The sequence below is a fragment of the Lonepinella sp. BR2357 genome (genome assembly GCF_051851525.1).
GTDB lineage: Bacteria > Pseudomonadota > Gammaproteobacteria > Enterobacterales > Pasteurellaceae > Lonepinella.
In genome coordinates, this window is the sequence record NZ_JBPDVG010000009.1 from 78,374 (window position 1) to 101,146 (window position 22,773).

General features: G+C 41.3%; 24 protein-coding genes and 1 other RNA gene. 11 read left to right on the plus strand and 14 right to left on the minus strand.

Translation table 11 applies throughout. The features are described from left to right. Positions 1–11 precede the first annotated feature (11 nt). The 4 genes from rlmC to hinT all read right to left on the minus strand — a co-directional run bounded on the left by rlmC (position 12) and on the right by hinT (position 3,098). On the minus strand, positions 12–1,196 hold the full coding sequence (rlmC, locus tag ACTG7L_RS07520) for a 23S rRNA (uracil(747)-C(5))-methyltransferase RlmC (RefSeq protein ID WP_439328044.1): 1,185 nt from the start codon (positions 1,194–1,196) through the stop codon (positions 12–14). Next, positions 1,196–2,242, minus strand: coding sequence for a beta-N-acetylhexosaminidase (gene nagZ / locus ACTG7L_RS07525; protein WP_439328045.1), 1,047 nt, complete (start codon positions 2,240–2,242; stop codon positions 1,196–1,198). The genes rlmC and nagZ overlap by 1 nt, the downstream gene beginning before the upstream one ends. 139 nt (positions 2,243–2,381) lie before the next feature. Further along, positions 2,382–2,738, minus strand: a complete 357-nt coding sequence (locus tag ACTG7L_RS07530) for a YcfL family protein (RefSeq protein ID WP_439328046.1) — start codon at positions 2,736–2,738, stop codon at positions 2,382–2,384. A gap of 9 nt (positions 2,739–2,747) precedes the next feature. Next, a complete protein-coding gene (gene hinT / locus ACTG7L_RS07535) occupies positions 2,748–3,098 on the minus strand; it encodes a purine nucleoside phosphoramidase (protein ID WP_439328047.1) in 351 nt (116 codons plus the stop codon). A gap of 275 nt (positions 3,099–3,373) precedes the next feature. Here hinT and focA point away from each other — a divergent pair, with 275 nt between their 5' ends. From focA to ribF, 4 genes are all read left to right on the plus strand, one after another. Beyond that, the gene (focA, locus tag ACTG7L_RS07540; protein WP_439258143.1) at positions 3,374–4,231 is read left to right on the plus strand and encodes a formate transporter FocA; all 858 of its coding nucleotides are present in this window, start codon (positions 3,374–3,376) and stop codon (positions 4,229–4,231) included. A gap of 73 nt (positions 4,232–4,304) precedes the next feature. Then, positions 4,305–6,617 carry a formate C-acetyltransferase gene (pflB, locus tag ACTG7L_RS07545; protein ID WP_439328048.1) on the plus strand — a complete coding sequence of 771 codons (2,313 nt, stop codon included), beginning with the start codon at positions 4,305–4,307 and terminating at the stop codon, positions 6,615–6,617. 76 nt (positions 6,618–6,693) lie between these two features. Then, positions 6,694–7,830, plus strand: coding sequence for a hypothetical protein (locus ACTG7L_RS07550; protein WP_439328049.1), 1,137 nt, complete (start codon positions 6,694–6,696; stop codon positions 7,828–7,830). Positions 7,831–7,924: 94 nt separating this feature from the next. Next, positions 7,925–8,854, plus strand: coding sequence for a bifunctional riboflavin kinase/FAD synthetase (ribF, locus tag ACTG7L_RS07555; RefSeq protein WP_439328050.1), 930 nt, complete (start codon positions 7,925–7,927; stop codon positions 8,852–8,854). Positions 8,855–8,922: 68 nt separating this feature from the next. Here the strand turns inward: ribF and nfuA are convergent, their stop codons facing one another. Together nfuA and ACTG7L_RS07565 are read right to left on the minus strand one after the other, a co-directional pair. Next, entirely contained in the window at positions 8,923–9,507 is a 585-nt protein-coding gene (nfuA, locus tag ACTG7L_RS07560; RefSeq protein ID WP_439239912.1) for a Fe-S biogenesis protein NfuA, read from the minus strand. Between the two features lie 74 nt (positions 9,508–9,581). After that, positions 9,582–10,268 (minus strand): amidophosphoribosyltransferase, encoded by a 687-nt coding sequence (locus ACTG7L_RS07565; protein ID WP_439328051.1) that lies wholly within the window; start codon positions 10,266–10,268, stop codon positions 9,582–9,584. 111 nt (positions 10,269–10,379) lie between these two features. On the opposite strand from ACTG7L_RS07565, the gene ACTG7L_RS07570 reads away from it, so the two are divergent. From ACTG7L_RS07570 to rsmB, 3 genes are all read left to right on the plus strand, one after another. Next, positions 10,380–10,883, plus strand: a complete 504-nt coding sequence (locus ACTG7L_RS07570) for a DUF2301 domain-containing membrane protein (RefSeq protein ID WP_439328081.1) — start codon at positions 10,380–10,382, stop codon at positions 10,881–10,883. Between the two features lie 99 nt (positions 10,884–10,982). Further along, the gene (fmt, locus tag ACTG7L_RS07575) at positions 10,983–11,933 is read left to right on the plus strand and encodes a methionyl-tRNA formyltransferase (protein ID WP_439328052.1); all 951 of its coding nucleotides are present in this window, start codon (positions 10,983–10,985) and stop codon (positions 11,931–11,933) included. Next, positions 11,930–13,291, plus strand: coding sequence for a 16S rRNA (cytosine(967)-C(5))-methyltransferase RsmB (rsmB, locus tag ACTG7L_RS07580; RefSeq protein WP_439328053.1), 1,362 nt, complete (start codon positions 11,930–11,932; stop codon positions 13,289–13,291). Before fmt ends, rsmB begins: the two co-directional genes overlap by 4 nt. A 54-nt stretch (positions 13,292–13,345) precedes the next feature. Here the strand turns inward: rsmB and mscL are convergent, their stop codons facing one another. The 5 genes from mscL to nudE all read right to left on the minus strand — a co-directional run bounded on the left by mscL (position 13,346) and on the right by nudE (position 18,749). After that, positions 13,346–13,732, minus strand: coding sequence for a large-conductance mechanosensitive channel protein MscL (gene mscL / locus ACTG7L_RS07585; protein WP_439239918.1), 387 nt, complete (start codon positions 13,730–13,732; stop codon positions 13,346–13,348). Positions 13,733–13,817: 85 nt separating this feature from the next. Further along, positions 13,818–15,194: a Trk system potassium transporter TrkA gene (gene trkA / locus ACTG7L_RS07590; protein ID WP_439328054.1), complete on the minus strand. Its 1,377-nt coding sequence runs from the start codon at positions 15,192–15,194 to the stop codon at positions 13,818–13,820. Positions 15,195–15,202: 8 nt separating this feature from the next. Beyond that, entirely contained in the window at positions 15,203–16,006 is an 804-nt protein-coding gene (locus ACTG7L_RS07595; protein ID WP_439328055.1) for a glycosyltransferase family 2 protein, read from the minus strand. Between the two features lie 49 nt (positions 16,007–16,055). Beyond that, positions 16,056–18,062: an OPT family oligopeptide transporter gene (locus tag ACTG7L_RS07600; protein WP_439328056.1), complete on the minus strand. Its 2,007-nt coding sequence runs from the start codon at positions 18,060–18,062 to the stop codon at positions 16,056–16,058. A 129-nt stretch (positions 18,063–18,191) separates the two neighbouring features. Beyond that, positions 18,192–18,749, minus strand: a complete 558-nt coding sequence (gene nudE, locus ACTG7L_RS07605; protein WP_439328057.1) for an ADP compounds hydrolase NudE — start codon at positions 18,747–18,749, stop codon at positions 18,192–18,194. A 72-nt stretch (positions 18,750–18,821) separates the two neighbouring features. Here nudE and hslR point away from each other — a divergent pair, with 72 nt between their 5' ends. Genes hslR through rlmB form a run of 3 tightly spaced genes read left to right on the plus strand, consistent with a single transcriptional unit; the run spans position 18,822 to position 20,935 of the window. Beyond that, positions 18,822–19,235, plus strand: a complete 414-nt coding sequence (hslR, locus tag ACTG7L_RS07610) for a ribosome-associated heat shock protein Hsp15 (RefSeq protein ID WP_439328058.1) — start codon at positions 18,822–18,824, stop codon at positions 19,233–19,235. A gap of 60 nt (positions 19,236–19,295) precedes the next feature. Continuing rightward, on the plus strand, positions 19,296–20,174 hold the full coding sequence (gene hslO, locus ACTG7L_RS07615) for an Hsp33 family molecular chaperone HslO (RefSeq protein ID WP_439328059.1): 879 nt from the start codon (positions 19,296–19,298) through the stop codon (positions 20,172–20,174). A gap of 23 nt (positions 20,175–20,197) precedes the next feature. After that, positions 20,198–20,935, plus strand: coding sequence for a 23S rRNA (guanosine(2251)-2'-O)-methyltransferase RlmB (gene rlmB / locus ACTG7L_RS07620; protein WP_439328060.1), 738 nt, complete (start codon positions 20,198–20,200; stop codon positions 20,933–20,935). On the opposite strand, the gene ACTG7L_RS07625 is transcribed toward rlmB, so the two are convergent. The 3 genes from ACTG7L_RS07625 to ACTG7L_RS07635 form a co-directional block, all read right to left on the minus strand. Continuing rightward, on the minus strand, positions 20,932–21,507 hold the full coding sequence (locus tag ACTG7L_RS07625; protein WP_439328061.1) for a 5-formyltetrahydrofolate cyclo-ligase: 576 nt from the start codon (positions 21,505–21,507) through the stop codon (positions 20,932–20,934). The genes rlmB and ACTG7L_RS07625 overlap by 4 nt on opposite strands. A 23-nt stretch (positions 21,508–21,530) precedes the next feature. Next, a non-coding RNA gene (ssrS, locus tag ACTG7L_RS07630) (6S RNA) lies at positions 21,531–21,728 on the minus strand. Between the two features lie 64 nt (positions 21,729–21,792). Beyond that, positions 21,793–22,116 carry a cell division protein ZapA gene (locus ACTG7L_RS07635; RefSeq protein ID WP_439243687.1) on the minus strand — a complete coding sequence of 108 codons (324 nt, stop codon included), beginning with the start codon at positions 22,114–22,116 and terminating at the stop codon, positions 21,793–21,795. A 103-nt stretch (positions 22,117–22,219) separates the two neighbouring features. Between ACTG7L_RS07635 and ACTG7L_RS07640 the strand changes: the two genes are divergently transcribed. Then, positions 22,220–22,765, plus strand: a complete 546-nt coding sequence (locus tag ACTG7L_RS07640) for a YecA family protein (protein WP_439328062.1) — start codon at positions 22,220–22,222, stop codon at positions 22,763–22,765. Positions 22,766–22,773: the final 8 nt, after the last annotated feature.

Here is a 22,773-nt window from a genome sequence, read left to right on the forward strand (position 1 = left end):
AGTGCATTTTTCTATACATATTCTTCAATCTCACCAGAAGAAATGCTTACCAACAACCCCAACACTTCATAATGACTAGTATGTGGAAACATATCGAATAGTTGTATTTTACGAAGTTGGTAATGGCTTAATTCGGCTAAATCTTTTCCCATGCTCACCGCATTACAGCTGGAATAGAGAATAAATGGCGGTTGCATTTGATTGAGAAATTGGGCTAACGGCTTGCCAATACCTCGCCTTGGGGGATTGATGATCACTAAATCAGGCTTTTCTTGTTGATCCTTTAAGGCAAAATTAGCAGCATCTAAGGATTGAAAATTGACATTTTTTAGACCGCACTTTTCCGCTGATTTTTTCGCTGCTTGAATGGCAGACGGTGAAATTTCAATGCCAGTTAATTCAACATGCGGATTTTTCTCGCTAAGTGCTTTCGCACAATGTAAACCAAATCCGCCTACGCCACAAAACAAATCCCACAGCGAATTAACGGGAAAATCTTTTATCCACTGTTGAGCTGTCGCATAAAGGTTTTCTGCCACGGTTGGATTGGTTTGGAAAAAACCTTGTGGACGGATAAATAGCGGAATTTGGTTAAATTGCTCTTCTAACACTTGCTGTTCAGTAAGGAAAATTTCTTTTTCGCCCTCTAAAATCGCCGCATGCTGGGGTTGAATATTCGCGGTAATCACCTTTAACTGCGGTAATTTTGCTTGTAATTTCGCTAATTCTCGTTGAATTAATGCAATCTTGTTCTCAGAGCGTAATACAAAACGCAACATCAATTCGCCGTTATAACGGCTTTCGGTAAGTAAAATAAATTTCAGTTCACCTTTTTGTTTTGCTATGTTGTACGGCACTAACCCTGCACGTCCGATAAAGTCTTTGAGAATAGGGAAAACATCAGCGAAATGTTGGGGATAAAGTTCACAATCGGTTAAATCCACTGCTTGATTTTGCTCGTTGATAATACCTAAAATCGGGCGTTCTACCGCTCCCGACACCACCATTTTGGCTTTATTGCGAAAAGCCGTCAATGGAGACGGAAAAGGATCAAACCACTGTAATTGCGATTGATCCAAGTGGGTGATTTGTTGTTTTAAATGAGCCTGCTTATCGACTAATTGCAACGGATAGGCTTTTTCTATCCATTGGCAAGATTGACACTGCAGGGTTTGATAATGTTGACAATTTATCATTAGGCGTTACGTGCTAACCACAGCTGTTGAACGGCCGTTAAGTCTTTATGATTTTTTAACCAACGTTCGCTTTTCGTTAGTTCATTCCATGAAAAAGAACGGCGTTTAAACAAGAAACGTAAACGTCGTTGACGTTGCTCAAAGTGCAGTGCATTTTCTTGCAGTTTTAAGTTATCCAACACTTGCACCACGCCATCAGGTTCGTTACATAACAAGAGTAAATCACAACCTGCCTGCAAGGCTTTTTCGCTACGCTCTACAAAATCGCCCATAAATCCGGCCCCTTTCATGCCAAGATCATCAGAGAAAATGGCACCGTTAAAGCCGAATTGTTGGCGAAGAATGGTTTGTAACCAGTAGCTTGACCCACTGGCTGGTTGGTCATCACATTGCGTATAGATCACATGAGCAGGCATAATTGCATCAAGCAAATTGTTGGCAATCAACTGTTGAAACGGCTGAATATCTTGCTCAAAAATCACCGCACTTGGACGCTCATCATAAGGCGTTTCTAAATGACTGTCGGCTATCACATGACCATGACCAGGGAAATGTTTGCCTGTGCTTGCCATGCCTGCTTGTTTCATGCCTTGAATAAAGGCGGTGGCAAGACGAATGGTAGGTTCAATCTCGCAGTGAAAACTACGATCACCAATGGCCTTGCATTGATGCCCTAAATCGAGAACAGGGGCAAAACTGAGATCAATATCCAAAGCCGTCATTTCAGCTGCCATTTGCCAACCGCTTTCTAAGGCCAGATGTTGTTGAGTTTCCTGATTGAAACCGATTTCCGCAAAAGACTGCATGGCAGGCAGTTGGGTAAAACCCTCACGGAAACGCTGTACTCGACCGCCCTCTTGATCCACGGTGATCAATAAGGGCTTTTTCACTCGTTGGCGAATCTCTTTAATCAGGGCTTGAATTTGTTCCAGGTCGTAAAAATTGCGAGTGAATAGAATTAAGCCTGCGACTAAGGGGTGTTCTAGTTTTTCGATTTCTTCTTGCTGTAATTCCTGACCTTGCAGATCGATAAGTAAGGTTGACATTGTTTATTTCTCTATTTTTTACCCTCACCCTCGCCCTCTCCCAGAGGGAGAGGGAATAGTTTGAGGAGTATATTTATATAAAAACGCTCATTCAGTCCCCTCTCCCTCTGGGAGAGGGTTAGGGTGAGGGTCAAGGGTTCTATCTCAACTGCAAATACAACCGATAATTCACACTTTCCGGTGTCGGCTTACTCAAATGAATCGCTTGCTGTTGTTCAGGTGCAAGCAATAACGTCGCCCGATATTGATCTTGTTGTAAGCTCACAGGTTGCGTCACGCCATTTTGATCATACCAAAATACGTCATATTGAACGTTAATATTTTGATTTGATTTATTTTTTACCCATGCGGATTGAGCGGTTACATTAGCATCAATCAATGGATTAAGTTCCGCCGTAATATTTAAAATCGGGGCATGAGTATAAACTAATGACGGCTGGCTTGAACTACAGGCGACTAAAAAAAGTGCGGTGCAAATTAACAGAATTTTTTTCATGCACTCGCCCTATTTTGCCAACATTCTGCCGAGCGGTTCACCGCCAACTAAGTGCATGTGGATATGAAATACTTCTTGTCCGCCATGTTTATTGCAGTTCACAATTAAACGATAGCCATCTTCCGCAATACCCTCTTGTTCGGCAATTTTGGCTGCCACGGTAAATAACCGTCCTAAAGCAATTTCATCTTCTGTGGTCACATCATTGACGGTTGGAATCAATTTGTTCGGAATGATTAAAATATGGGTGTTGGCTTGCGGTGAAATATCACGAAATGCGGTCACCAAGTCATCTTGATACACTATATCGGCAGGAATTTCTTTACGGATAATTTTACTGAAAATGGTTTCTTGTGGCATGGCCTTGTCCTTTATAAAAATTGGAAAAATCTTACCGCACTTTTTAGCAGAAATTGAGGAAAATTGCAATTTTTAAGGGCATTTGTTAATACCTTGTTACAGGCCTGTTATGCTTTTTGATCTAAAACAAGTTTTCTGCGGAGTTTGATGAAATTTCTTTGCTTTTGGGGCGAGTTTATCCGTATAATTAACAAAATTTGTAAATTTTCAAAAAATGTTTAGCTTATACGTCGCATAGCAAGAGACGTAACATAGCAATATAAAAATTAAAAATGATGAAATCTGAAGAAAACAGCTCAACAGTTATGGCAAGCCCAACGCAAATGGCACAAATTGGTGAAGATGCAGGGGCCTATAAAGCCAGTAAAAATCAATTCTACTCTTTTCTATCGGCCATTTCTGCTGGGGCGTTTATTGCGTTGGCATTCGTTTTTTATACCACCACACAAACAGGCAGTGCCGGTGCCGCTTGGGGATTAACCAAATTAGTGGGCGGTTTAGTGTTTTCCGTGGGCGTGATTATGGTGGTCGTTTGTGGCTCAGAATTATTTACTTCCTCCACCATGACATTGGTCGCCCGTGTCGGGGGGCGGATTAACACCGCACAAATGCTACGTAATTGGGTGGTGGTGTATTTAGGCAATTTTGTTGGGGCGATTTTTATTGTCAGTTTAATCTGGTTTGGTGGCCAGTTAATGGCTGCAAACGGTCAATGGGGTTTAACCATTTTGCAAACCGCTCAACATAAAATTCATCATACTTGGAGCGAGGCATTTTGCTTAGGTATCCTATGTAACATTATGGTGTGTATTGCGATTTGGATGAGTTATGCCGGTAAAACCTTAACCGATAAAGCCTTTATTATGATTTTACCGATTGGCTTATTCGTGGCCTCGGGCTTTGAGCATAGCGTGGCCAATATGTTTATGATTCCGTTAGGTATTTTAACCGCACAGGGATCTTCGCCAGAATTTTGGCAATTAATTAATGTGGATCCGGCACGTTTTGCGGATTTAGATGTCTATCATTTTATCGTCAAAAATTTAATTCCCGTTACCTTAGGTAACATTGTGGGTGGTGGGGTTTGTATTGCGTTAATGCAATGGTTTACGAACCGACCGCACGCACATTAGGTTAGTCGTAAAAACAAGTTCGCTTGTTTTTATATCGTGAAAAGTTTATTAATTAAAGAGGGAAAGTATCCAAATGACTCAATTAACAGAAACTCAACAACAAGCATGGCAAGGTTTCACTGCGGGTGATTGGCAAACTGAAGTCAACGTACGTGATTTTATCCAAAAAAACTATACGCCGTATGAAGGTGACGAATCATTCTTAGCGGAAGTAACCCCTGCCACGGCGACCCTTTGGGCCGATGTAATGGAAAAAATCAAAGTGGAAAATGCCACGCACGAGCCGTATGATATCGACTGTGACACACCGTCCACCATTACTTCACACAAACCAGGTTATATTGACCAAAAATTAGAAAAAATCGTCGGTTTACAAACTGATGCGCCTTTAAAACGTGCGATTATCCCTTACGGTGGGATTAAAATGGTGAAAGGTTCATGTCAAGTTTATCGCCGTGAATTAAACCCTGAAGTTGAACATATCTTTACGGAATACCGTAAAACCCACAACCAAGGGGTATTTGATGTTTATACACCAGATATTCTACGTTGCCGTAAATCAGGCGTCATTACTGGTTTACCAGATGCCTATGGTCGTGGTCGTATTATCGGTGACTACCGCCGTGTTGCCTTGTACGGTATTGATTTCTTAATGAAAGACAAATTTAAACAATTTGCCTCATTACAACCACGTTTAGAAGCAGGCGAAGATATTCAAGCCACTATTCAATTACGTGAAGAAATTGCTGAACAACACCGTGCGTTAGGCAAAATCAAAGAAATGGCAGCCAGTTATGGTTTTGATATTTCAAATCCAGCAACTAATGCACAAGAAGCCGTACAATGGACTTACTTCGCTTATTTAGCGGCCGTTAAATCTCAAAACGGTGCGGCAATGTCATTCGGTCGTGTGTCTTCATTCTTAGATATTTATATCGAACGTGATTTGCAAGCAGGCAAAATTACTGAACAAGAAGCACAAGAGTTAATCGACCACTTGGTGATGAAATTGCGTATGGTGCGTTTCTTACGTACGCCAGAATACGATCAATTATTCTCTGGCGACCCAATGTGGGCGACTGAAACCTTAGCGGGTATGGGCTTAGACGGTCGTACTTTAGTAACGAAAAACAGTTTCCGTATTTTACACACTCTTTACACCATGGGACCGTCACCAGAACCAAACTTAACTATTCTTTGGTCTGAACAGTTACCAGAAGGCTTCAAACGCTATTGTGCCAAAGTGTCTATTGATACGTCATCTGTACAATACGAAAATGACGACTTAATGCGTCCTGACTTCAACAATGACGACTATGCGATTGCGTGCTGTGTATCACCAATGGTGGTGGGTAAACAAATGCAATTCTTCGGTGCGCGTGCAAACTTGGCAAAAACCATGCTTTATGCGATCAACGGTGGTATTGATGAAAAATCCGGTATGCAAGTCGGTCCTAAATCTGCGCCGATTACGTCAGAATACTTAGACTTTGATGAAGTGATGGAACGTACCGATCACTTTATGGATTGGTTAGCGACTCAATATGTGACTGCGTTAAATATCATTCACTTTATGCACGATAAATATGCGTATGAAGCCTCATTAATGGCATTACATGATCGTGATGTTTATCGTACCATGGCGTGCGGTATTGCTGGACTTTCTGTGGCAGCGGACTCTTTATCAGCAATTAAATATGCCAAAGTCAAACCAATTCGTGGCGATATTAAAGATAAAGATGGTAACGTAGTCGCAAGCAATGTGGCAATCGACTTTGAAATTGAAGGTGAATATCCACAATTCGGTAACAACGACAGCCGTGTAGATGATCTTGCGGTGGATTTAGTTGAACGTTTTATGAAGAAAATCCAAACCCATAAAACCTACCGCAATGCCGTACCAACACAATCTGTGTTAACCATTACCTCTAACGTGGTGTATGGTAAGAAAACCGGTAACACCCCAGATGGTCGCCGTTCAGGTGCGCCATTCGGACCAGGTGCAAACCCAATGCACGGACGTGACCAAAAAGGTGCGGTAGCCTCCTTAACGTCTGTGGCGAAATTACCATTTGCTTATGCGAAAGACGGTATTTCCTATACTTTCTCTATCGTACCAAATGCGTTAGGTAAAGATTACGAAGCACAAAAACGTAACCTTGCAGGTTTAATGGACGGTTATTTCCACCACGAAGCCACTGTGGAAGGCGGTCAACACTTGAATGTGAACGTATTAAACCGTGAAACCTTGTTAGATGCGGTTGAACACCCTGAAAAATACCCACAATTAACCATTCGTGTTTCAGGTTATGCGGTACGTTTCAACTCATTAACGCGTGAACAACAACAAGATGTGATTACTCGTACGTTTACGGAAGCGATGTAATTTTTAATAAATTTCTACTTTAAAATATTAACCGTCTAGGATAAAATCTTAGGCGGTTAGTTTTTTAGAGGATAAAATGGATAAATTCATTGGACTATTCATTAGTATAATTTCAATAGCTATGATTTTTCTTATTGAAAGTATTATATTCAAATTATTAATAGCAATATTGTTAACAGTAATTACAATTATATTTGTTATTTGCATTGATATATCTCTTTACTCTATGATAAGAAAATCTCGAAATATAATCTCCTCTCTAATTACTTTTCATATAATATCAATAATTTCCGTAATATTCGGTTTTCATTGGTACTTTCATCAATATCAGCATTTAACCATTTATGTTGCTCTTCTATCAAGTATTTTATATGTGCTATATTTATCTACTAAATTTAACTGGAGGGATAATAATACATTAAAAGAATACGGCAATAATTTATCTACTTGGTTTTATAATAGTATTGAAGAAATAATGGTTATAATTACTAATATAGTGTTATCAATATTTATCTTAACTTATTCTGAACCAATTAGTATAAATGAATTCTTTGGTAGTAATATAAATATTATTAAACTTTCATGTGCAATGATTATTTGGATAATAAACATCCTTTATCTTATACACAAAATAAAGCTAAGAAAATTTAAATTCATTTCCAGAAACAAATCTATATTTAATATACTATTTGTTTCATTTCTAACGCCTCTTATTATTTCTTTTGTTAGTTCATCGATATATCAGTTATTTGCTTCAGAAGCTATTGGTGGCTGGGAATTTATTGCAATTTCCGCTCCATTTATTACAATGATGTCAGCATTTTATTTCTTTTTATCATATTCAACCCTACTATTAATGGCTGTTGGTATAACATCAATATTATTAATGTTCTTTTCGATAAGACGACCTATTGATATCATATCATTCCTTGTTATTTATACTAGCTCTGTTTTGATTTGGAACCATATAATATTTAAAGAATTAGATATTTTTAATGACGAAAAAATCATTTCATCTTTTATTGACTATTCTTTCTCAGAAGAAATACCATCAAGATGTGATAACATAAAATCTAGACTCAGTCTCATTCATACTCAGAAAATCTTATTTATTGACCAAAATACTGTACTGATTGCAACTAGAAATACATCTGATACAAACAAACTTTATACTTTTAAAACTATAGATTGTACATACAGAAAAAATCGTTAATAAAACAAATAAATTTCAAACAATGCTTTCTTTTATATTAATGTATTTATGCGTATAATAAACCCAATAATTTAAAGATATAAATCCATTTACTATGCAACTAATACGCAGTATTCATCATTTTCCACGTAATTTTTCCCCTTGTGCCTTAACCATCGGCAATTTTGACGGTATTCATTTAGGGCATCAAAAAATCTTAACACATCTGAAAGAAAAAGCTCGGGCGTTAAATTTACCCACTGTCGTGATGATTTTCGAGCCACAGCCTCGGGAATATTTTCAAGGCGAAAAAGCACCAGCAAGATTAATGCGATTGCGAGATAAGTTACATTACTTTCAACAAGCCAACATAGATTATGTTATCTGTGTTAAATTTGACCGCACTTTCGCAGAACAAACCGCACAAGATTTTATTAGCGAATTATTAGTCAATAAACTCAACGTAAAATTCTTAAGCATTGGGGATGATTTCCACTTTGGGCAAGCCCGACAAGGCAATTTTGCATTACTGCAACAATCCGGTCAGCAATATGGATTTGAAGTGGAAAATAACCGCACTTTTTGCTTAGATCAATTACGTATTAGCAGTACCGCCATTCGCCAAGCACTGGCAGAAGATCGACTGGTTGATGCCGAAAAATTACTAGGTCGCCCTTATCGCATTTGGGGCAAAGTGATTCATGGCAAAAAATTAGGGCGTACGCTTGGTTTCCCTACCGCCAATATTCATTTACATCGCCAAGTCAATCCCATTAAAGGTGTCTATGCCGTACGTGCAGAATTAAAAAATGGACAAATTGTACAGGGTGTTGCGAATGTCGGACAACGACCCACCATTAATGGCACAATACAATTATTAGAAGTACATCTGTTTGATTTTAATCAGCATTTATATGGACAGAATATTCAAATTGAATTTTGCTATAAATTACGCAATGAAATAAAATTCGCTAGCCTTGATGCTTTAAAACAGCAAATTCAACAAGATGAAGAAATTGCGAGAGCTTATTTTTCCGAACAATAATCCATAAAATAAAAGTGCGAGAAAATACAAAAATTTTCACCGCACTTTTACGCTAAATATCAGCCCAATTAATAATAAGAATGCTCACCACGTTGGTGTTCGGTCACATCTTTTGCCCCTTTTAATTCATTCGGGAACATGTCGACTAATTGTTTTTCCACACCGTCTTTTAAGGTGACATCCACCATGGAACAACCATTACAGCCACCGCCAAATTGTAAAATGGCATAGCCGTCATCAGTCAGTTCAATTAAGGTAATCCGTCCACCATGGCTCGCTAATTGTGGGTTAATTTGGGTTTGAATGACATAATCCACACGTTCGATTAGCGGTGCGTCATCTGATACCTTACGCATTTTGGCATTCGGTGCTTTTAAAGTTAATTGAGCCCCCAATTCTTCAGTCACATAGTCAATTTCCGCATCTTCCAAAAATGGCAAACTGACTTCATCTACAAAAGCAGAAAATGTGTCATATTGCATTTCGGTATCGGTTTCTTCCACCGCATTGGTTGGGCAATAAGAAACACCACATTCCGCACTCGGTGTACCAGGGTTCACCACGAAAATACGAATATTGGTCCCCTCTTCTTGTTGATCTAATAATTTACGAAAATGTGCCTGTGCAGCGGCTGAAATACTAATTTGTTGCATGTTTTTCCTTGCGTGTCTTTAATCTTACTTATTTAGTCGGAAATGATACGCTGAGATCGGCTTTTATGCAAATTTTATGTGCGAGCAAGCCCCCAAACTTGAATATGTGGTATCCCCATTTTGCGTAATTGTTTCGCCATTTCATTCATGGTTGAACCGGTGGTAATCACATCATCAATAAGACAAACTGAACGATAATTGCATTTTTTTATCTTATTTTGCACAATAAACGCATTTTTTAGATTATTACGCCGAGCTTTAGCGGTTAAACCACGCTGACTTGGGGTATGTTTCGTGCGTAACAACAAATCTTCTCGCATAGGAATGTTTAACCAGCGAGCCAACCATTTCGCCAATAATGCAGCTTGATTATAACCACGTCGCCAATGGCGAACATGATGCAGTGGCACCGGTAAAATCACATCTGGTAACGTTAACCCATGGGTTCGTCTGGCCTGTCGTACCGCCAAATAAAGCAAACGTGCCAAACTGCGATCTAACCAAAATTGCCCTTGGAATTTAAAACGGTGAATCAGCGTCGATAAGGGTTCCGCATAGCGTCCGATAATCACCATTTGTTGCCATGCCGGTTCCTGCTGTAAACATTTACCACAACGCAGTTCATCACGGATTAATTCTGCCCCACAGCAACCGCAATAGGCAAAACGGCGAATCTCCGCATTACAACGGCTACATAAGCCATGGGATCCTATGGCCAATTTTTGCTGACATTGCACACAACTCAAGCCAAACCAGTTCATTTTATCTTTTATCATTTAAGTGAATTTGTGATACTCTTACCGAAAAACCGAATGAACGCAATCATTGCTTGTTCAATTTGGAATCAAGATCACAAAATCAGGAGAATTATCATGGCTGATCCGCACATTAAATCCCCAATGGACGTTTTAGATAAACTGACCGTCTGTCTTTATCGTAGCGGTTTTGTTTTTGCGGCGATTTTCACCGCACTTTTACCCTATTATGAATTTGCGCACATTGGCCTGTTAGCCGCAGCGTTACTTTGTGCCTCATCCTTGCATATTTATCTCAAATCATTCCGTCTATTATTACAATTTGCCACATGGTTAGCCTTATTTTTCCAAATTATCGGCCAAACAGAATTGGCTCTTGGTGCAGCGTTGGTGACCTTGGGCGGACTTTGTTTTAAAGAATATTTTTGTTTCCGTATTTTTGCCTTGAATCTGATGCCGATTTTTGTGGCTTTATTATGGGTCACCAAAGTCATGCAAATCACCTTAGGATTACAAATTTTATGCGTAATTTGCACCGCACTTTTTACGGTGCTAGCCATTCAAAAATGGCGTATGCCGTTGCATTTTGATATTGGGGATAAAGGGAAATATCAAATTTAGCGAGATTGCACCCTTTTTTCGGCCTTTCATCTGGCAATCTGCAGATGAAAAGGCTATTATTATGACCTCTTTGATTAACATAACGTCGCACTTTACCCTATGCAGAAACTGAACATTATTTTCGCCGGCACACCCGATTTTGCCACCCAACATTTACAAGCCCTATTAAATTCTCAACATCATGTGATTGCGGTGTACACGCAACCGGACAAACCCGCCGGCCGAGGCAAGAAACTCCAAGCCAGTCCGGTCAAACAACTGGCCGAGCAATATCAATTACCCATTTATCAACCAAAATCCCTGCGCCAAGCGGAGGCGCAAGCCGAATTAGCCAATCTCAAGGCGGATGTGATGGTAGTGGTGGCTTATGGTTTAATTTTACCTTTAGCCGTGTTGCAAGCGCCTAAGTTTGGTTGTTTAAACGTGCATGGTTCAATCTTGCCTCGTTGGCGTGGTGCCGCACCCATTCAACGGGCCATTTGGGCGGGCGATAAACAAACGGGCGTCACCATTATGCAAATGGACGTAGGGCTAGACACCGGTGATATGTTGCACAAAGTCTATTGTGATATTGCGCCTAATGAAACCGCCGCAACGCTCTATCATAAATTGGCAGAATTGGCGCCCCCTGCGCTGATTGAGGTATTGGATAATTTAACCAATGGAAAATTTCCCTCAGAAAAACAACAAGATAGCCAAAGTAATTATGCAGAAAAACTGAGCAAAGAAGAGGCCCAATTAAATTGGACGTTGTCAGCGGAACAGTTAGAACGGAATATTCGTGCCTTTAATCCCGCTCCGATGGCGTTTCTCACACTCTCCCATCAGGGGCAAGAAGAACGCATTAAAATTCATCAAGCGACCTGTTTGCCACATCAGGATAAAACAGCGGGCAGCATTATTGCGGTGGATAAACATGGCATTCAAATCGCCACCGCCCAAGGTGTACTTAATATTACCCAGTTACAGCCTGCGGGCAAAAAACCCATGTGGGTACAAGATTTTCTCAATGGGCGTGCCGATTGGTTTAAGGTGGGGGATATTTTATGACCGACACAAAAAAACCGACCAAAAACACCGCACTTTCGCACCCCATGGAAGTCAGAGCCGCCGCCGCACAAATGATGTTACAAGTGTTGGATCAAGGCAAATCCCTCTCTGCGCTCATGCCAGAAAAACAAGGCCAAGTAAAAGCACAGGATTTGCCCCTATTACAAGAAATCTGCTTTGGCATTTGTCGTGTTTTGCCTCGTCTGGAATGGATTATTCGCTTGCTCGTGGATAAACCGCTAAAAGGCAAAACACGGATCGTCCATTGTTTATTATTGGTCGGCTTGTATCAGTTACTTTACACCCGCATTCCGCCCCATGCGGCCATTAATGAAGTAGTAAATGCCACCAAAGCATTGAAATCTGAGGGTTTTCGTGGCCTGATTAATGGCGTATTACGCCGTTTCTTACGTGAACAAGACAACCTATTGGCCGTGGTGGATAAACATTGGCAAACCTATCACCCTGAATGGTTCGTGAATAAACTGAAAAAGGCCTATCCAAACTGGCGGGACATTATCGAGGCAAATAATCAAAAACCGCCAATGTGGATTCGGGTGAATGCACAACATTGTTCAGCGCAAGATTACCGCCAGCAATTACTCACCGAAACAGACTTAACCAGTTTTACGGATGACAATCCTTATGCGTTACGTTTAGCCAACCCTACCGCCGTACAAAATTTACCCCATTTTGCCGAGGGATGGCTGACCGTGCAAGATGTCCATGCACAATGGTCTGCTCTTCTCTTAGGGGGACAAAATGGCGAACTGATTTTAGACGCTTGTGCCGCCCCTGGGGGGAAAACCACGCATATTTTAGAATTGGCGCCGCAAGCCAAGGTGGTGGCGTTGGATGTAGAACAGAGCCGCTTAAAACGGGTGGAAGAAAATCTGGCACGGTTACATCAAAAAGCCCTCGTTATTTGCGGTGACGCAAGCCAACCCAAACAATGGTTACCAACCGTGGCAAAAGCGATTATCGGCAAACAAAGTGCGGTGCAATTTGATCGTATTTTATTAGACGCACCTTGTTCTGCCACTGGTGTGATCCGACGCCACCCTGATATCAAATGGTTACGTCAAGAAAGTGATATTGCCCCATTAGTCCAATTACAACAGCAAATTCTCACCGCACTTTGGGCCACCTTAAAGCCCAATGGCGTGTTACTCTATGCGACCTGTTCGGTGCTACCGGAAGAAAATGCGCAACAAATTGCTCGTTTTCTGGCCGAAAATAATAATGCGAAATTAGAAGATTTGCCCTTTGAACAGCAAAATATCGGCATCCAGTTTTTTCCCTCAGAACAAGGGGGAGATGGGTTCTATTATGCGAAATTAAGAAAAATTGCCCTGTAAAAGAAAATAAAAAAACCCGAACCATATGTCGGGTTTTTGTTTGCCAATTTATGATTATTTTTTCAATAATTCACGAATATCTGTTAATAATTCTTCCGTTGTTGGGCCGGCTGGGGCTTCTTCTACTGGTTTCTTCATTTTGTTAATGCCTTTCACCATCATAAAGATCGCAAATGCAATAATAATGAAATCAAACACATTTTGAATAAAGACACCGTAGTTTAAGGTCACGGCTGGGGTTTCGCCCACCGCTTCCGCTAATACGATTTTTAAATCTTTGAAATCCACACCGCCTGTGACAATACCTAAAACTGGCATCACCACATCAGCAACCAATGAACTCACGATCTTACCGAATGCGCCACCGATGATCACACCGACTGCCATATCAACAACATTACCACGCATCGCAAATTCGCGAAATTCTTTCATAAAGCTCATAATTTTTTCCTTTCTAAATAAATTGCTATTAAAGCCCGTGTATTATATAAATTTTATGCAATTTGTATAGCATTTTGTTTATTTTTTAGATAAAAAATGTGGTGGTTTGGAAAAGTTTCTCCATTTCGGAGACCTGTTTCTTATCCGCCAGATACACCACTACATGATCATTTTCTTCAATCACCAATTCTTTGCGAGCAATAATGACTTCCCCCGCACGTAACACCGCACCAATTAAGGCACTGTTAGGTAATTTTAGCTCACCCACTTTACGCCCAATAATATTTGAACTGGTTTTGTCACCATGTACCACCGCCTCCAAGGCCTCTGCGGTGCCGTGACGGAGAGAGGCCACGTTGATAATGTCCCCTTTTCGTACATGCCCTAATAACGCAGAAATCGTGGCTTGTTGCGGCGACACCACAATATCCACGGCGCCCCCTTGAATCAAGTTAATATAGGCCATGCGTTGAATCAAGACCATGACTTTTTTTGCCCCCAACCGTTTCGCCAATAGCGCTGACATAATATTGGCCTCGTCGTCACTGGTTAAGGAAATGAACACATCCATATTTTCAATTTGTTCTTCAAATAACAAACCATGGTCGGAGGCGTCACCATGAAAAACCAAGGTATTGGATAATTTCTCTGCTAATTGTGCCGCCCGTTCTGCATTACGTTCAATCAGTTTGACGGTGCAATTATTTTCTAATTTTTGCGCCACGGTTAACCCAATATTGCCGCCACCCGCAATCATAATGCGCTTATAAGAACGCTCTAAACGTTGTAATTCAGACATCACCGCTTTAATATGTTCGGTGGCACAAATAAAGGTGACTTCATCCCCCGCCTCAATAATGGTCGAGGCTTGTGGGCGAATGGCTTTATCTTGTCTAAAAATCGATACCACACGGCAATCAATATGCGGTAAATGCTCACGCAAAGCAGAAATGGCATAACCTACCAATGGGCCACCGTAATAGGCTTTACACACCACCACACTAATTTGTTTCTCGGCAAAATGCGCCACTTGCAAGGCGCCAGGGTAATTAATTAAGCGAACAATATCTTCCGTCACCAAGTTTTCTGGCGAAATAATATGGTCAATAGGAATCACATCCGGTGTAAATAATTTCTCTTTTTCACGTAAATATTCGGCATTGCGAATGCGTGCAATCTTGGTCGGCGTACGAAATAAGGTATAAGCAATTTGGCTGGCCACCATATTGGTTTCATCGGAATTCGTGACCGCCACTAATAAATCCGCATCCGTAGCGCCCGCCTCACGTAAAACACGTGGCGAGGAGGCAGAACCAATCACCACGCGCAAATCAAACTTATCTTGTAAGCTACTGGTATTCGCCTCATCATTATCGACTAAGGTGATATCGTTATCTTCGCTGACTAAATTTTCCGCCAAGGTTGTCCCCACTTGGCCGGCTCCAAGAATAATTATTTTCACAGGAATTCCTATTTTCGTTCTAACACTAAAGGTTGTATGCCTATATTAACAGAATTTAAACCGCACTTTAACTGTTCAATTTGCTGACAAATCCGATCCGTCACGGATTCGGCTTGCGCCATGTCTTGTGGCGTAATACCCTCAGGGGCTTTTTGAAATAAAATTGCATCTAATAAACGCTCGGCGTGCATGCCGTGACGGCAGTAATGTAATACGCCTTTTTCATTGAACAAGGTGGCTACCCCACTGATTTTGGTCGTGGCAATTCCTAAGGCGCCGTCTTCACCGCCAAAACGTTTAAACAATGTCTCTTGTGGAAAACCACCGCAAGCCAGAAAAAATGAACGCCGAAAAACCACATTGCCACCACAAGTCATTCGCATATGTTGCCAAGCAAAATCAAACTTAGGGTGATTCGCATAACGTTCTGCCAAATTAATCGGCGTTAAAGCCAAACGTACCACGGAAATATCAGGACGGAATGCAAATACCGCACTAGCCACTTCCAATGCCCCTTGTTCATAGGCATCATCTGCATCTAAAAAGGCAATAAATTCCACCGCACTTTGTAACGCTCCCCAATTTCGTGTTTTCGCCACACCGCTATTTTTGGGCATCTGTTCCACTTGGATTTTATTGGGGAATTGTTGGGCTAGTTGGTTCGCTAATGTTAATGTCTGATCGCTAGAGGCATCATCAATGAGCCATAAGGTGCCTAACTGAGGTTGATTTAACACCGATTTTACCGCACGTTCTAAAGTCTGTTCCGCATTATAACAGGGAATGATGACATCAATTTGGGGCAAGTTCATATAAAATCCATCCATAAAAAAACGCTCTCAATCGAGAGCGTCTATTATATTATTTTTTCGCTTTAAGTACACGCTGTGCGAAAATCGTTACCCCTGCGGCAAAGACTATCAGCCCGAGAATCTCGGCGGTGCCGCCCCAGTTTTCTAGGTTGAGTGCGAGCGGTGCGTCAGACCCACCGGAAGTGACCGAGCCTGCGATAATAAAGGCAAGAAGTACCCCGATTAAACTTTCCCCCACGATTAAACCCGCAGCAAATAACGTCCCTGAGCGTTCCGCTTTTTTCTTAAGTTCATCGGCATTCTTGCCAGAACGTTTCGCATAGCTGTCTAAATGACGATTCGTCAACCAAGCCAATATCGCCCCAATAATTAATGGTGCATTAATTGACGGCGGTAAATAAATCCCCATACCGATCGCTAAGGCAGGTAACGCAAAACGATTGTTAGAGGATTTTTTCAATAACGCATCAATGATAATCACCACCACACCTAAACCAATACCAAAGAAGATATAACCCCATTCTAAGTTATGGGAGAAAATACCGTTAGCAATAGTCATCATTAAGGTTGCTTGCGGTGCAGAAAGCACTTGACTTGGATCCATTCCCTCACGTGGTACAGCACCCGTAAATCCATAAGAATAATAGAGAATATCAAGCACCGGTGCAATCACTAACGCTCCAACAATGACCCCAATAATTAAGGCAACCTGTTGACGCCAAGGGGTGGCATGAATCAGATAACCCGTTTTTAAATCTTGTAAGTTATCGTTAGAAATGGCTGCCGTACAGATCACGATAGAACAGCTAAATAAGGTCAACGCCGTTAAGAATTTTTGACCGTCAGCGGTATCTAATAAGCCAGCAGATGAACCAATTAACATTAACACAATGGCCGTGATAACCACGGAAATAATACCGATACCGGAAATTGGGCTAGAGGATGACCCCACCAAACCGGCCATATAACCACAAGCTGCGGCGACTAAGAAACCGATCACAAAGGCCAATAACGTACAAACCACAATTAACGTAATGGCGACTGCAGGTTCAATACCAACCGGTTCTAAGAAACTATATAAGGCTAATACAATCAAGACCACGGAAACCAAGCTGATATAAATCATGGCTTTCGGTGATAAATCTTGCGTAGTGCGGTCATTATTTTTGAAGTTTGGATCTCTTAACGCACGGAATGATTGAATCATCCCTTGTGCCATAGGCTTCATTAACATCAATAATGTCCAGATAGCAGCAACACCGATGGTGCCCACCCCGATAAAGCGGACTTTACTTTTCCAAATACTCACCGCATAGCCGACCATATCCGCATCGACAGGCATTGGCGAAGCAGAGGTAAAATATGGCACCGCAATACCCCATGCAATGAAGATACCGAGTAGAATCGCAATACCGCCTACGATACCAACCAAATAACCGGCACCTAACAAGGCGAGTGAAAAGCCCATTGGCACTTGGAAAATCGCATTACCACCTTTAAACCAAAGGCTTGCACCGTCTGCAATCACACGTAATCCATTGGTCGCAAATCCCACCACTGCAGCAATCACACCACCGGTGGCAATTTCTTTAATGCCACTGTCACCAGAATGATCATCACCGGCTTTCAAAATTTCAGCCGCAGCGACGCCCTCTGGATAAGGTAAATCACTTTTGACCACCATCACATGACGCAATGGCACGGTGAAAATTACCCCAAGCACCCCACCAGAGATACAGATCAATAAGGTTTGCCAAAATGGAAAGCCTTGCCAGTAACCCATCATTAACATGGCTGGCAACACGAAGATCACCGAAGATAAGGTGCCCGCAGAGGAGGCTTGGGTTTGCACCATGTTATTTTCAAGAATATTGGCATCTTTGAAAAATTTTAACACTGCCATAGAAATCACGGCAGCTGGAATAGAAGAAGCGAACGTTAAGCCCACTTTCAGCCCCAAATAAACGTTTGACGCCGTAAACACGACGGTAATTAACGCCCCGAGAATCGTTCCTCGTAGTGTTAATTCTTTTAATGAAAGATCATTGCTTGACATATAAATTATCCCTTAATATAAAAAAACCTCGGTATCTTACTGTAATTTACGCCGTAAAAAAAGCATAAATATCGTTATATAACAATTAATCAATTTTATTTAATAAAATTTAATTAATTTAACGAATTTTTATATTTTTTCTAAATAATCACGCAAAGCATAAATAGCAACTAAATTACGACTCTCACAAAAATCAGGATTGTTCAGTAATTCATCTAATTTTGCCAAAGGGAAACGCAGAATGTCTAACGGCTCCGGCTCATCACCCTCTAATTTTGATGGATAAAAATCTCGTGCCACTAAAATGTGCATTGGGCTGTTCATAAAAGTTAAATTAGAATTGACCGTGCGTAAATGAATAAACTGTTTGGCGCCCAAGCCCAGTTCTTCTTGCATTTCACGGTTGGCACTTTGTTCAATGGTTTCCTCTTTTTCCATCAACCCTTTGCAGAAACCCAACTCATAACGCTCAGTTCCCATGGCGTATTCTCGTACCATTAACAGATCGTCGCCATCAATCGGCAACACCATCACCGCCGCCCGACTGGCAGGCTTAAAACGCTCATAAGTGCGGTGAATTCCATTGGAGAATTTGAGATCCACCGATTGAATGGTAAAAATACGGGATTGACAAGCAGTTTGAATATTCAAAATTTGTGGTAAGGTTTTTTCAGAAAATAGGGGCATTTTGCGATCTCTCGTTTTACAAAAAATAAGAATAACGATACCATAAACAGCGAACAGATTTAAGGGAAAATCATGGCAAAAGGTAAATCAAATAAATCACAGGCACAACCAGACGATAATGATGTTCGTCTTGATAAATGGTTATGGGCAGCACGCTTTTATAAAACTCGCACCATTGCCAAAGAAATGATTGACGGCGGCAAAGTGCATTACAATGGACAACGCACGAAGCCAAATAAAAGCGTAGAAATTGGGGCAAGCATTAAATTACGTCAAGGCAATGATGAAAAAGAGATAAAAGTCACCGCACTTTCCACGCAACGCCGTGGTGCTCCCGAAGCACAATTGCTATATAGTGAAACAGAACAAAGCGTGATAGCACGAGAAAAAATGGCGGTAGCTCGCAAAATGAATATGATGCCACACCCTGATCGTCGTCCCAACAAGAAAGAACGCCGAGAACTTATTCAATTTAAACATCAGTAACCAAATCACAAAAAGTGCGGTAAAATACACCGCAGTTTTTACAAGGAACCACAAAAGAACATGACCGATTACTTAAAAGACCCTCACAAAGATAATGACAAACTGTATCGTTACCTCTTCCAAAACCGTGCTGTACGTGGCGAATGGGTGCGGATTAACCAAAGTTTTATCGATACCTTAAATACCCATCATTACCCCAAAGCCGTACAAAACTTACTTGGCGAAATGCTGGTCGCCACCACCTTACTCACCGCTACACTAAAATTTAACGGCAATATTACCGTGCAAATTCAAGGCGACGGTCCGTTAAAATTAGCCTTAGTCAATGGTTCCGATAGCCAACAAATCCGTGCGTTAGCTCGCTTGCAAGGCGAAATTAGCGACAAAATGAGCTTGCAACAAATGATTGGCAAAGGCGTGTTAGTGATCACCATTGCGCCAAACGAGGGCGAACGCTATCAAGGTGTGGTCGCCTTAGACAAACCGACCATTACCGAGTGCCTAGAAGATTATTTCATGCGTTCCGAACAGCTACAAACGCAATTAATTATTCACACCGGTGAATTTGAGGGTAACCCCGTTGCGGCTGGCATGTTGTTACAAATTATGCCAGATGGTCAGGGTTCACCGGAAGATTTTGAGCATTTAGCCACGCTCACCACCACCGTCAAACCCGAAGAAATTTTCGGCTTATCGGCGGAAGAAATGCTGTACCGTTTATATCACGAAGAAAGTGTTGAAGTGTACCCTGCTCAACCTATCGCCTTTCATTGCGGTTGTTCCGCCGAACGTTCAGGCTCTGCTTTAATGTTAATTTCAGAGGCGGAGATAGATGAAATCCTAGCAGAACATAATGGCAGCATTGATATGCAATGTGAATGTTGCGGCACCCATTATTTCTTTAATAAAGAAAAAATTGCGCAACTTAAGGCGCAATAATTTACCCATTTAAAAGGATAACCATGTCAGAACAAATTTATGGCATTCATGCCGTGAGTGCCTTTTTACAACGTACACCTGAACGTATTATTGAAGTGTTAGTACTTAAAGGCCGTGAAGATAAACGCTTACAGCCTTTACTCAATGACTTACACAAATTAGGCATTACGGTGCAATTTCTCAATCGTCAAAGTTTGGATAACAAAGCCAACGGTGAAGTACATCAAGGCATTATTGCCCGAGTGCAAGCAGCCAAAGAATTAAATGAAAACGATCTGGATCAGATTTTGCAAAACAAACAAAATCCGTTTTTACTCGTGTTAGACGGCGTGACTGATCCACATAATCTCGGCGCTTGTTTACGGACCGCCGATGCCGCAGGTGTGGATGCAGTGATTGTACCGAAAGATAAATCGGCTCAATTAACTTCAGTGGCTCGTAAAGTGGCTTGTGGTGCGGCGGAAACGATTCCCTTAGTTCGGGTGACAAATTTAGCGCGTACCTTGCGAGAACTACAGCAAGATCACAATATCTGGGTGATTGGTACGGCGGGCGAAGCCACAGAAACCCTATATCAAACCAAATTAACAGGCGCTATTGCCTTAGTGATGGGCGCCGAGGGTGAGGGCATGCGACGCTTAACTCGTGAATGCTGTGATCAGTTAGTGAGCATTCCCATGGCAGGATCGGTTTCATCCCTTAACGTTTCCGTCGCTACGGGGGTGTGTTTGTTTGAGATTGTGAGACAGCGATTAGGTTAACCCACCAAAATCCTAAACAACGGCATATCCCAACTTTCTACGGGAAGTTGCTCAACTTGTTGACATTGATGTGCCAAGCCCACGGGGATAAACGATTTCTGTTGCCAATCTTGTAGCGTGCGGTCGTAAAAGCCGCCGCCCATGCCTAAACGATTACCTTGTTGGTCAAAAGCGACCAGAGGGGTAAAAATCATATCCAGTTGCGCCACGGGCAACACATTTTGTACGTTTAACTGCGGTTCAAAAATGCCGAATTTATTGGTAATTAACGGCGTGTCAGGGCGATGTTGTAAAAAAAGCAGATGCCCCGCACAGAAAGGGTGCAACACGGGCAGATAGACTTTTTTGCCTTGCTCCCATAAGGTTTCAATCAATAATTGCGTGGAAATTTCACCGTCAAAAGACAAATATAACGCAATATTTTGGGCTTGGCGTTGTTCAATTAAAGTCACGGCTTGTGCGGTAATCCGTTGCTCTGCTTGCGCTTGTTCAAGTGCGGTTAGATTTTTTCGTGTTTTTCGCATGTGTTGACGAAGATCTTGACGAAGTTGAGCGATATTTTGTGATGGCATAAGCAATATTGATATGAGGTTTGAAAGGCCCCGAGATGCCGTTGCGGGTGGTCGGTCCTTGAACCCGACGGTTCAAGGGAGTCAGTTTTAGTCATTTTTAGGCTTCTTAACTTTGTTACAAGAACAAATTAAGCCTGCACACCAATAACACAGAGAACCAACTCGAAGTATGTAAGTATCGGCTCAGGGACGTAACCCTTTGGCGAACATCTCAGGTAATCTTTGAATTATACTAACGCAAATTCCGCCGCTTGACTAGCATTTATTTCAGCTAACAAAGCAGATTTATTGAATTTCATACGCAGGCTGTTGATTTGTTGTGCGAGTTAAAATATTTTCTAAAGAGGCAGATAATTGCTGAATCTGATCTTGCAACACTTTCTCCATCAAATTGTTTTTTTGCTTTTCTTGCAACAATTCAAAACTTAAATTCAACGCCACAATATTTACCGCACGATCCACTTGCACGGTTTGCATGCGTTCTTTCATTTCGCTGACACGTACATCCAGCAATCTTGCTGCCTCACGCAAGTCATCATGCTGTTCTTCAGGGACATTTAATAAAAAAATCTGCCCTAACAAATTTAATTCAATCTTTTTTAATGCCATATTCTCACCATTCCTTGAATTTTTTGTTATTATGCCACAGAGAAAGATTTTATGTCATGAATAATCTGTTAGAATTAACGGATATTCATTAACGGGGAAAAATATGATCGACTATTTTCAACTGAACCAAAAACTTAAATCTGCCAGTATCGCCCTGTCTGCTGCCGAATTGCACGGATTTCTCAGTGGGCTGATTTGTGGTGGATTAGATGATCAAAGTTGGCAACCCTTGCTTTATCAATTTACCAACGATAATCACGCCTATCCCACCGCCTTATTAAATGACGTCACCGAAATCTATGCCAAAATTAACCGCACTTTAAGCGATATTGACGGCTTTAATTTTGAATTATTATTGCCGAACGAAGACGCTGATATTTTTGCACAAGCCGATGCCTTATGCGAATGGGCGAATCACTTTTTATTGGGTTTAGGTTTAGTGCAAACCCAATTAGACAAAGAAAAAGGCGAAATTGGTGAGGCCATTGATGATTTGCATGACATCTGCCAATTAGGCTATGATGAACAAGATGATCCGGAAGAATTAGCCGAAGCCTTAGAAGAAATTATTGAATATGTTCGGACGATTGCGGCCTTGTTTTATACGCATTTTCGCCCGTTTGAGAAAACCAAACCCACGATTCACTAGGAGGAAAA

Coding starts and splice junctions, on each gene's coding strand:
- rlmC (WP_439328044.1), bottom strand. CDS start 1,196: ATGATAAATTGTCAACATTATCAAACCCTGCAGTGTCAATCTTGCCAA.
- nagZ (WP_439328045.1), bottom strand. CDS start 2,242: ATGTCAACCTTACTTATCGATCTGCAAGGTCAGGAATTACAGCAAGAA.
- ACTG7L_RS07530 (WP_439328046.1), bottom strand. CDS start 2,738: ATGAAAAAAATTCTGTTAATTTGCACCGCACTTTTTTTAGTCGCCTGT.
- hinT (WP_439328047.1), bottom strand. CDS start 3,098: ATGCCACAAGAAACCATTTTCAGTAAAATTATCCGTAAAGAAATTCCT.
- focA (WP_439258143.1), top strand. CDS start 3,374: ATGAAATCTGAAGAAAACAGCTCAACAGTTATGGCAAGCCCAACGCAA.
- pflB (WP_439328048.1), top strand. CDS start 4,305: ATGACTCAATTAACAGAAACTCAACAACAAGCATGGCAAGGTTTCACT.
- ACTG7L_RS07550 (WP_439328049.1), top strand. CDS start 6,694: ATGGATAAATTCATTGGACTATTCATTAGTATAATTTCAATAGCTATG.
- ribF (WP_439328050.1), top strand. CDS start 7,925: ATGCAACTAATACGCAGTATTCATCATTTTCCACGTAATTTTTCCCCT.
- nfuA (WP_439239912.1), bottom strand. CDS start 9,507: ATGCAACAAATTAGTATTTCAGCCGCTGCACAGGCACATTTTCGTAAA.
- ACTG7L_RS07565 (WP_439328051.1), bottom strand. CDS start 10,268: ATGAACTGGTTTGGCTTGAGTTGTGTGCAATGTCAGCAAAAATTGGCC.
- ACTG7L_RS07570 (WP_439328081.1), top strand. CDS start 10,380: ATGGCTGATCCGCACATTAAATCCCCAATGGACGTTTTAGATAAACTG.
- fmt (WP_439328052.1), top strand. CDS start 10,983: ATGCAGAAACTGAACATTATTTTCGCCGGCACACCCGATTTTGCCACC.
- rsmB (WP_439328053.1), top strand. CDS start 11,930: ATGACCGACACAAAAAAACCGACCAAAAACACCGCACTTTCGCACCCC.
- mscL (WP_439239918.1), bottom strand. CDS start 13,732: ATGAGCTTTATGAAAGAATTTCGCGAATTTGCGATGCGTGGTAATGTT.
- ACTG7L_RS07595 (WP_439328055.1), bottom strand. CDS start 16,006: ATGAACTTGCCCCAAATTGATGTCATCATTCCCTGTTATAATGCGGAA.
- ACTG7L_RS07600 (WP_439328056.1), bottom strand. CDS start 18,062: ATGTCAAGCAATGATCTTTCATTAAAAGAATTAACACTACGAGGAACG.
- nudE (WP_439328057.1), bottom strand. CDS start 18,749: ATGCCCCTATTTTCTGAAAAAACCTTACCACAAATTTTGAATATTCAA.
- hslR (WP_439328058.1), top strand. CDS start 18,822: ATGGCAAAAGGTAAATCAAATAAATCACAGGCACAACCAGACGATAAT.
- hslO (WP_439328059.1), top strand. CDS start 19,296: ATGACCGATTACTTAAAAGACCCTCACAAAGATAATGACAAACTGTAT.
- rlmB (WP_439328060.1), top strand. CDS start 20,198: ATGTCAGAACAAATTTATGGCATTCATGCCGTGAGTGCCTTTTTACAA.
- ACTG7L_RS07625 (WP_439328061.1), bottom strand. CDS start 21,507: ATGCCATCACAAAATATCGCTCAACTTCGTCAAGATCTTCGTCAACAC.
- ACTG7L_RS07635 (WP_439243687.1), bottom strand. CDS start 22,116: ATGGCATTAAAAAAGATTGAATTAAATTTGTTAGGGCAGATTTTTTTA.
- ACTG7L_RS07640 (WP_439328062.1), top strand. CDS start 22,220: ATGATCGACTATTTTCAACTGAACCAAAAACTTAAATCTGCCAGTATC.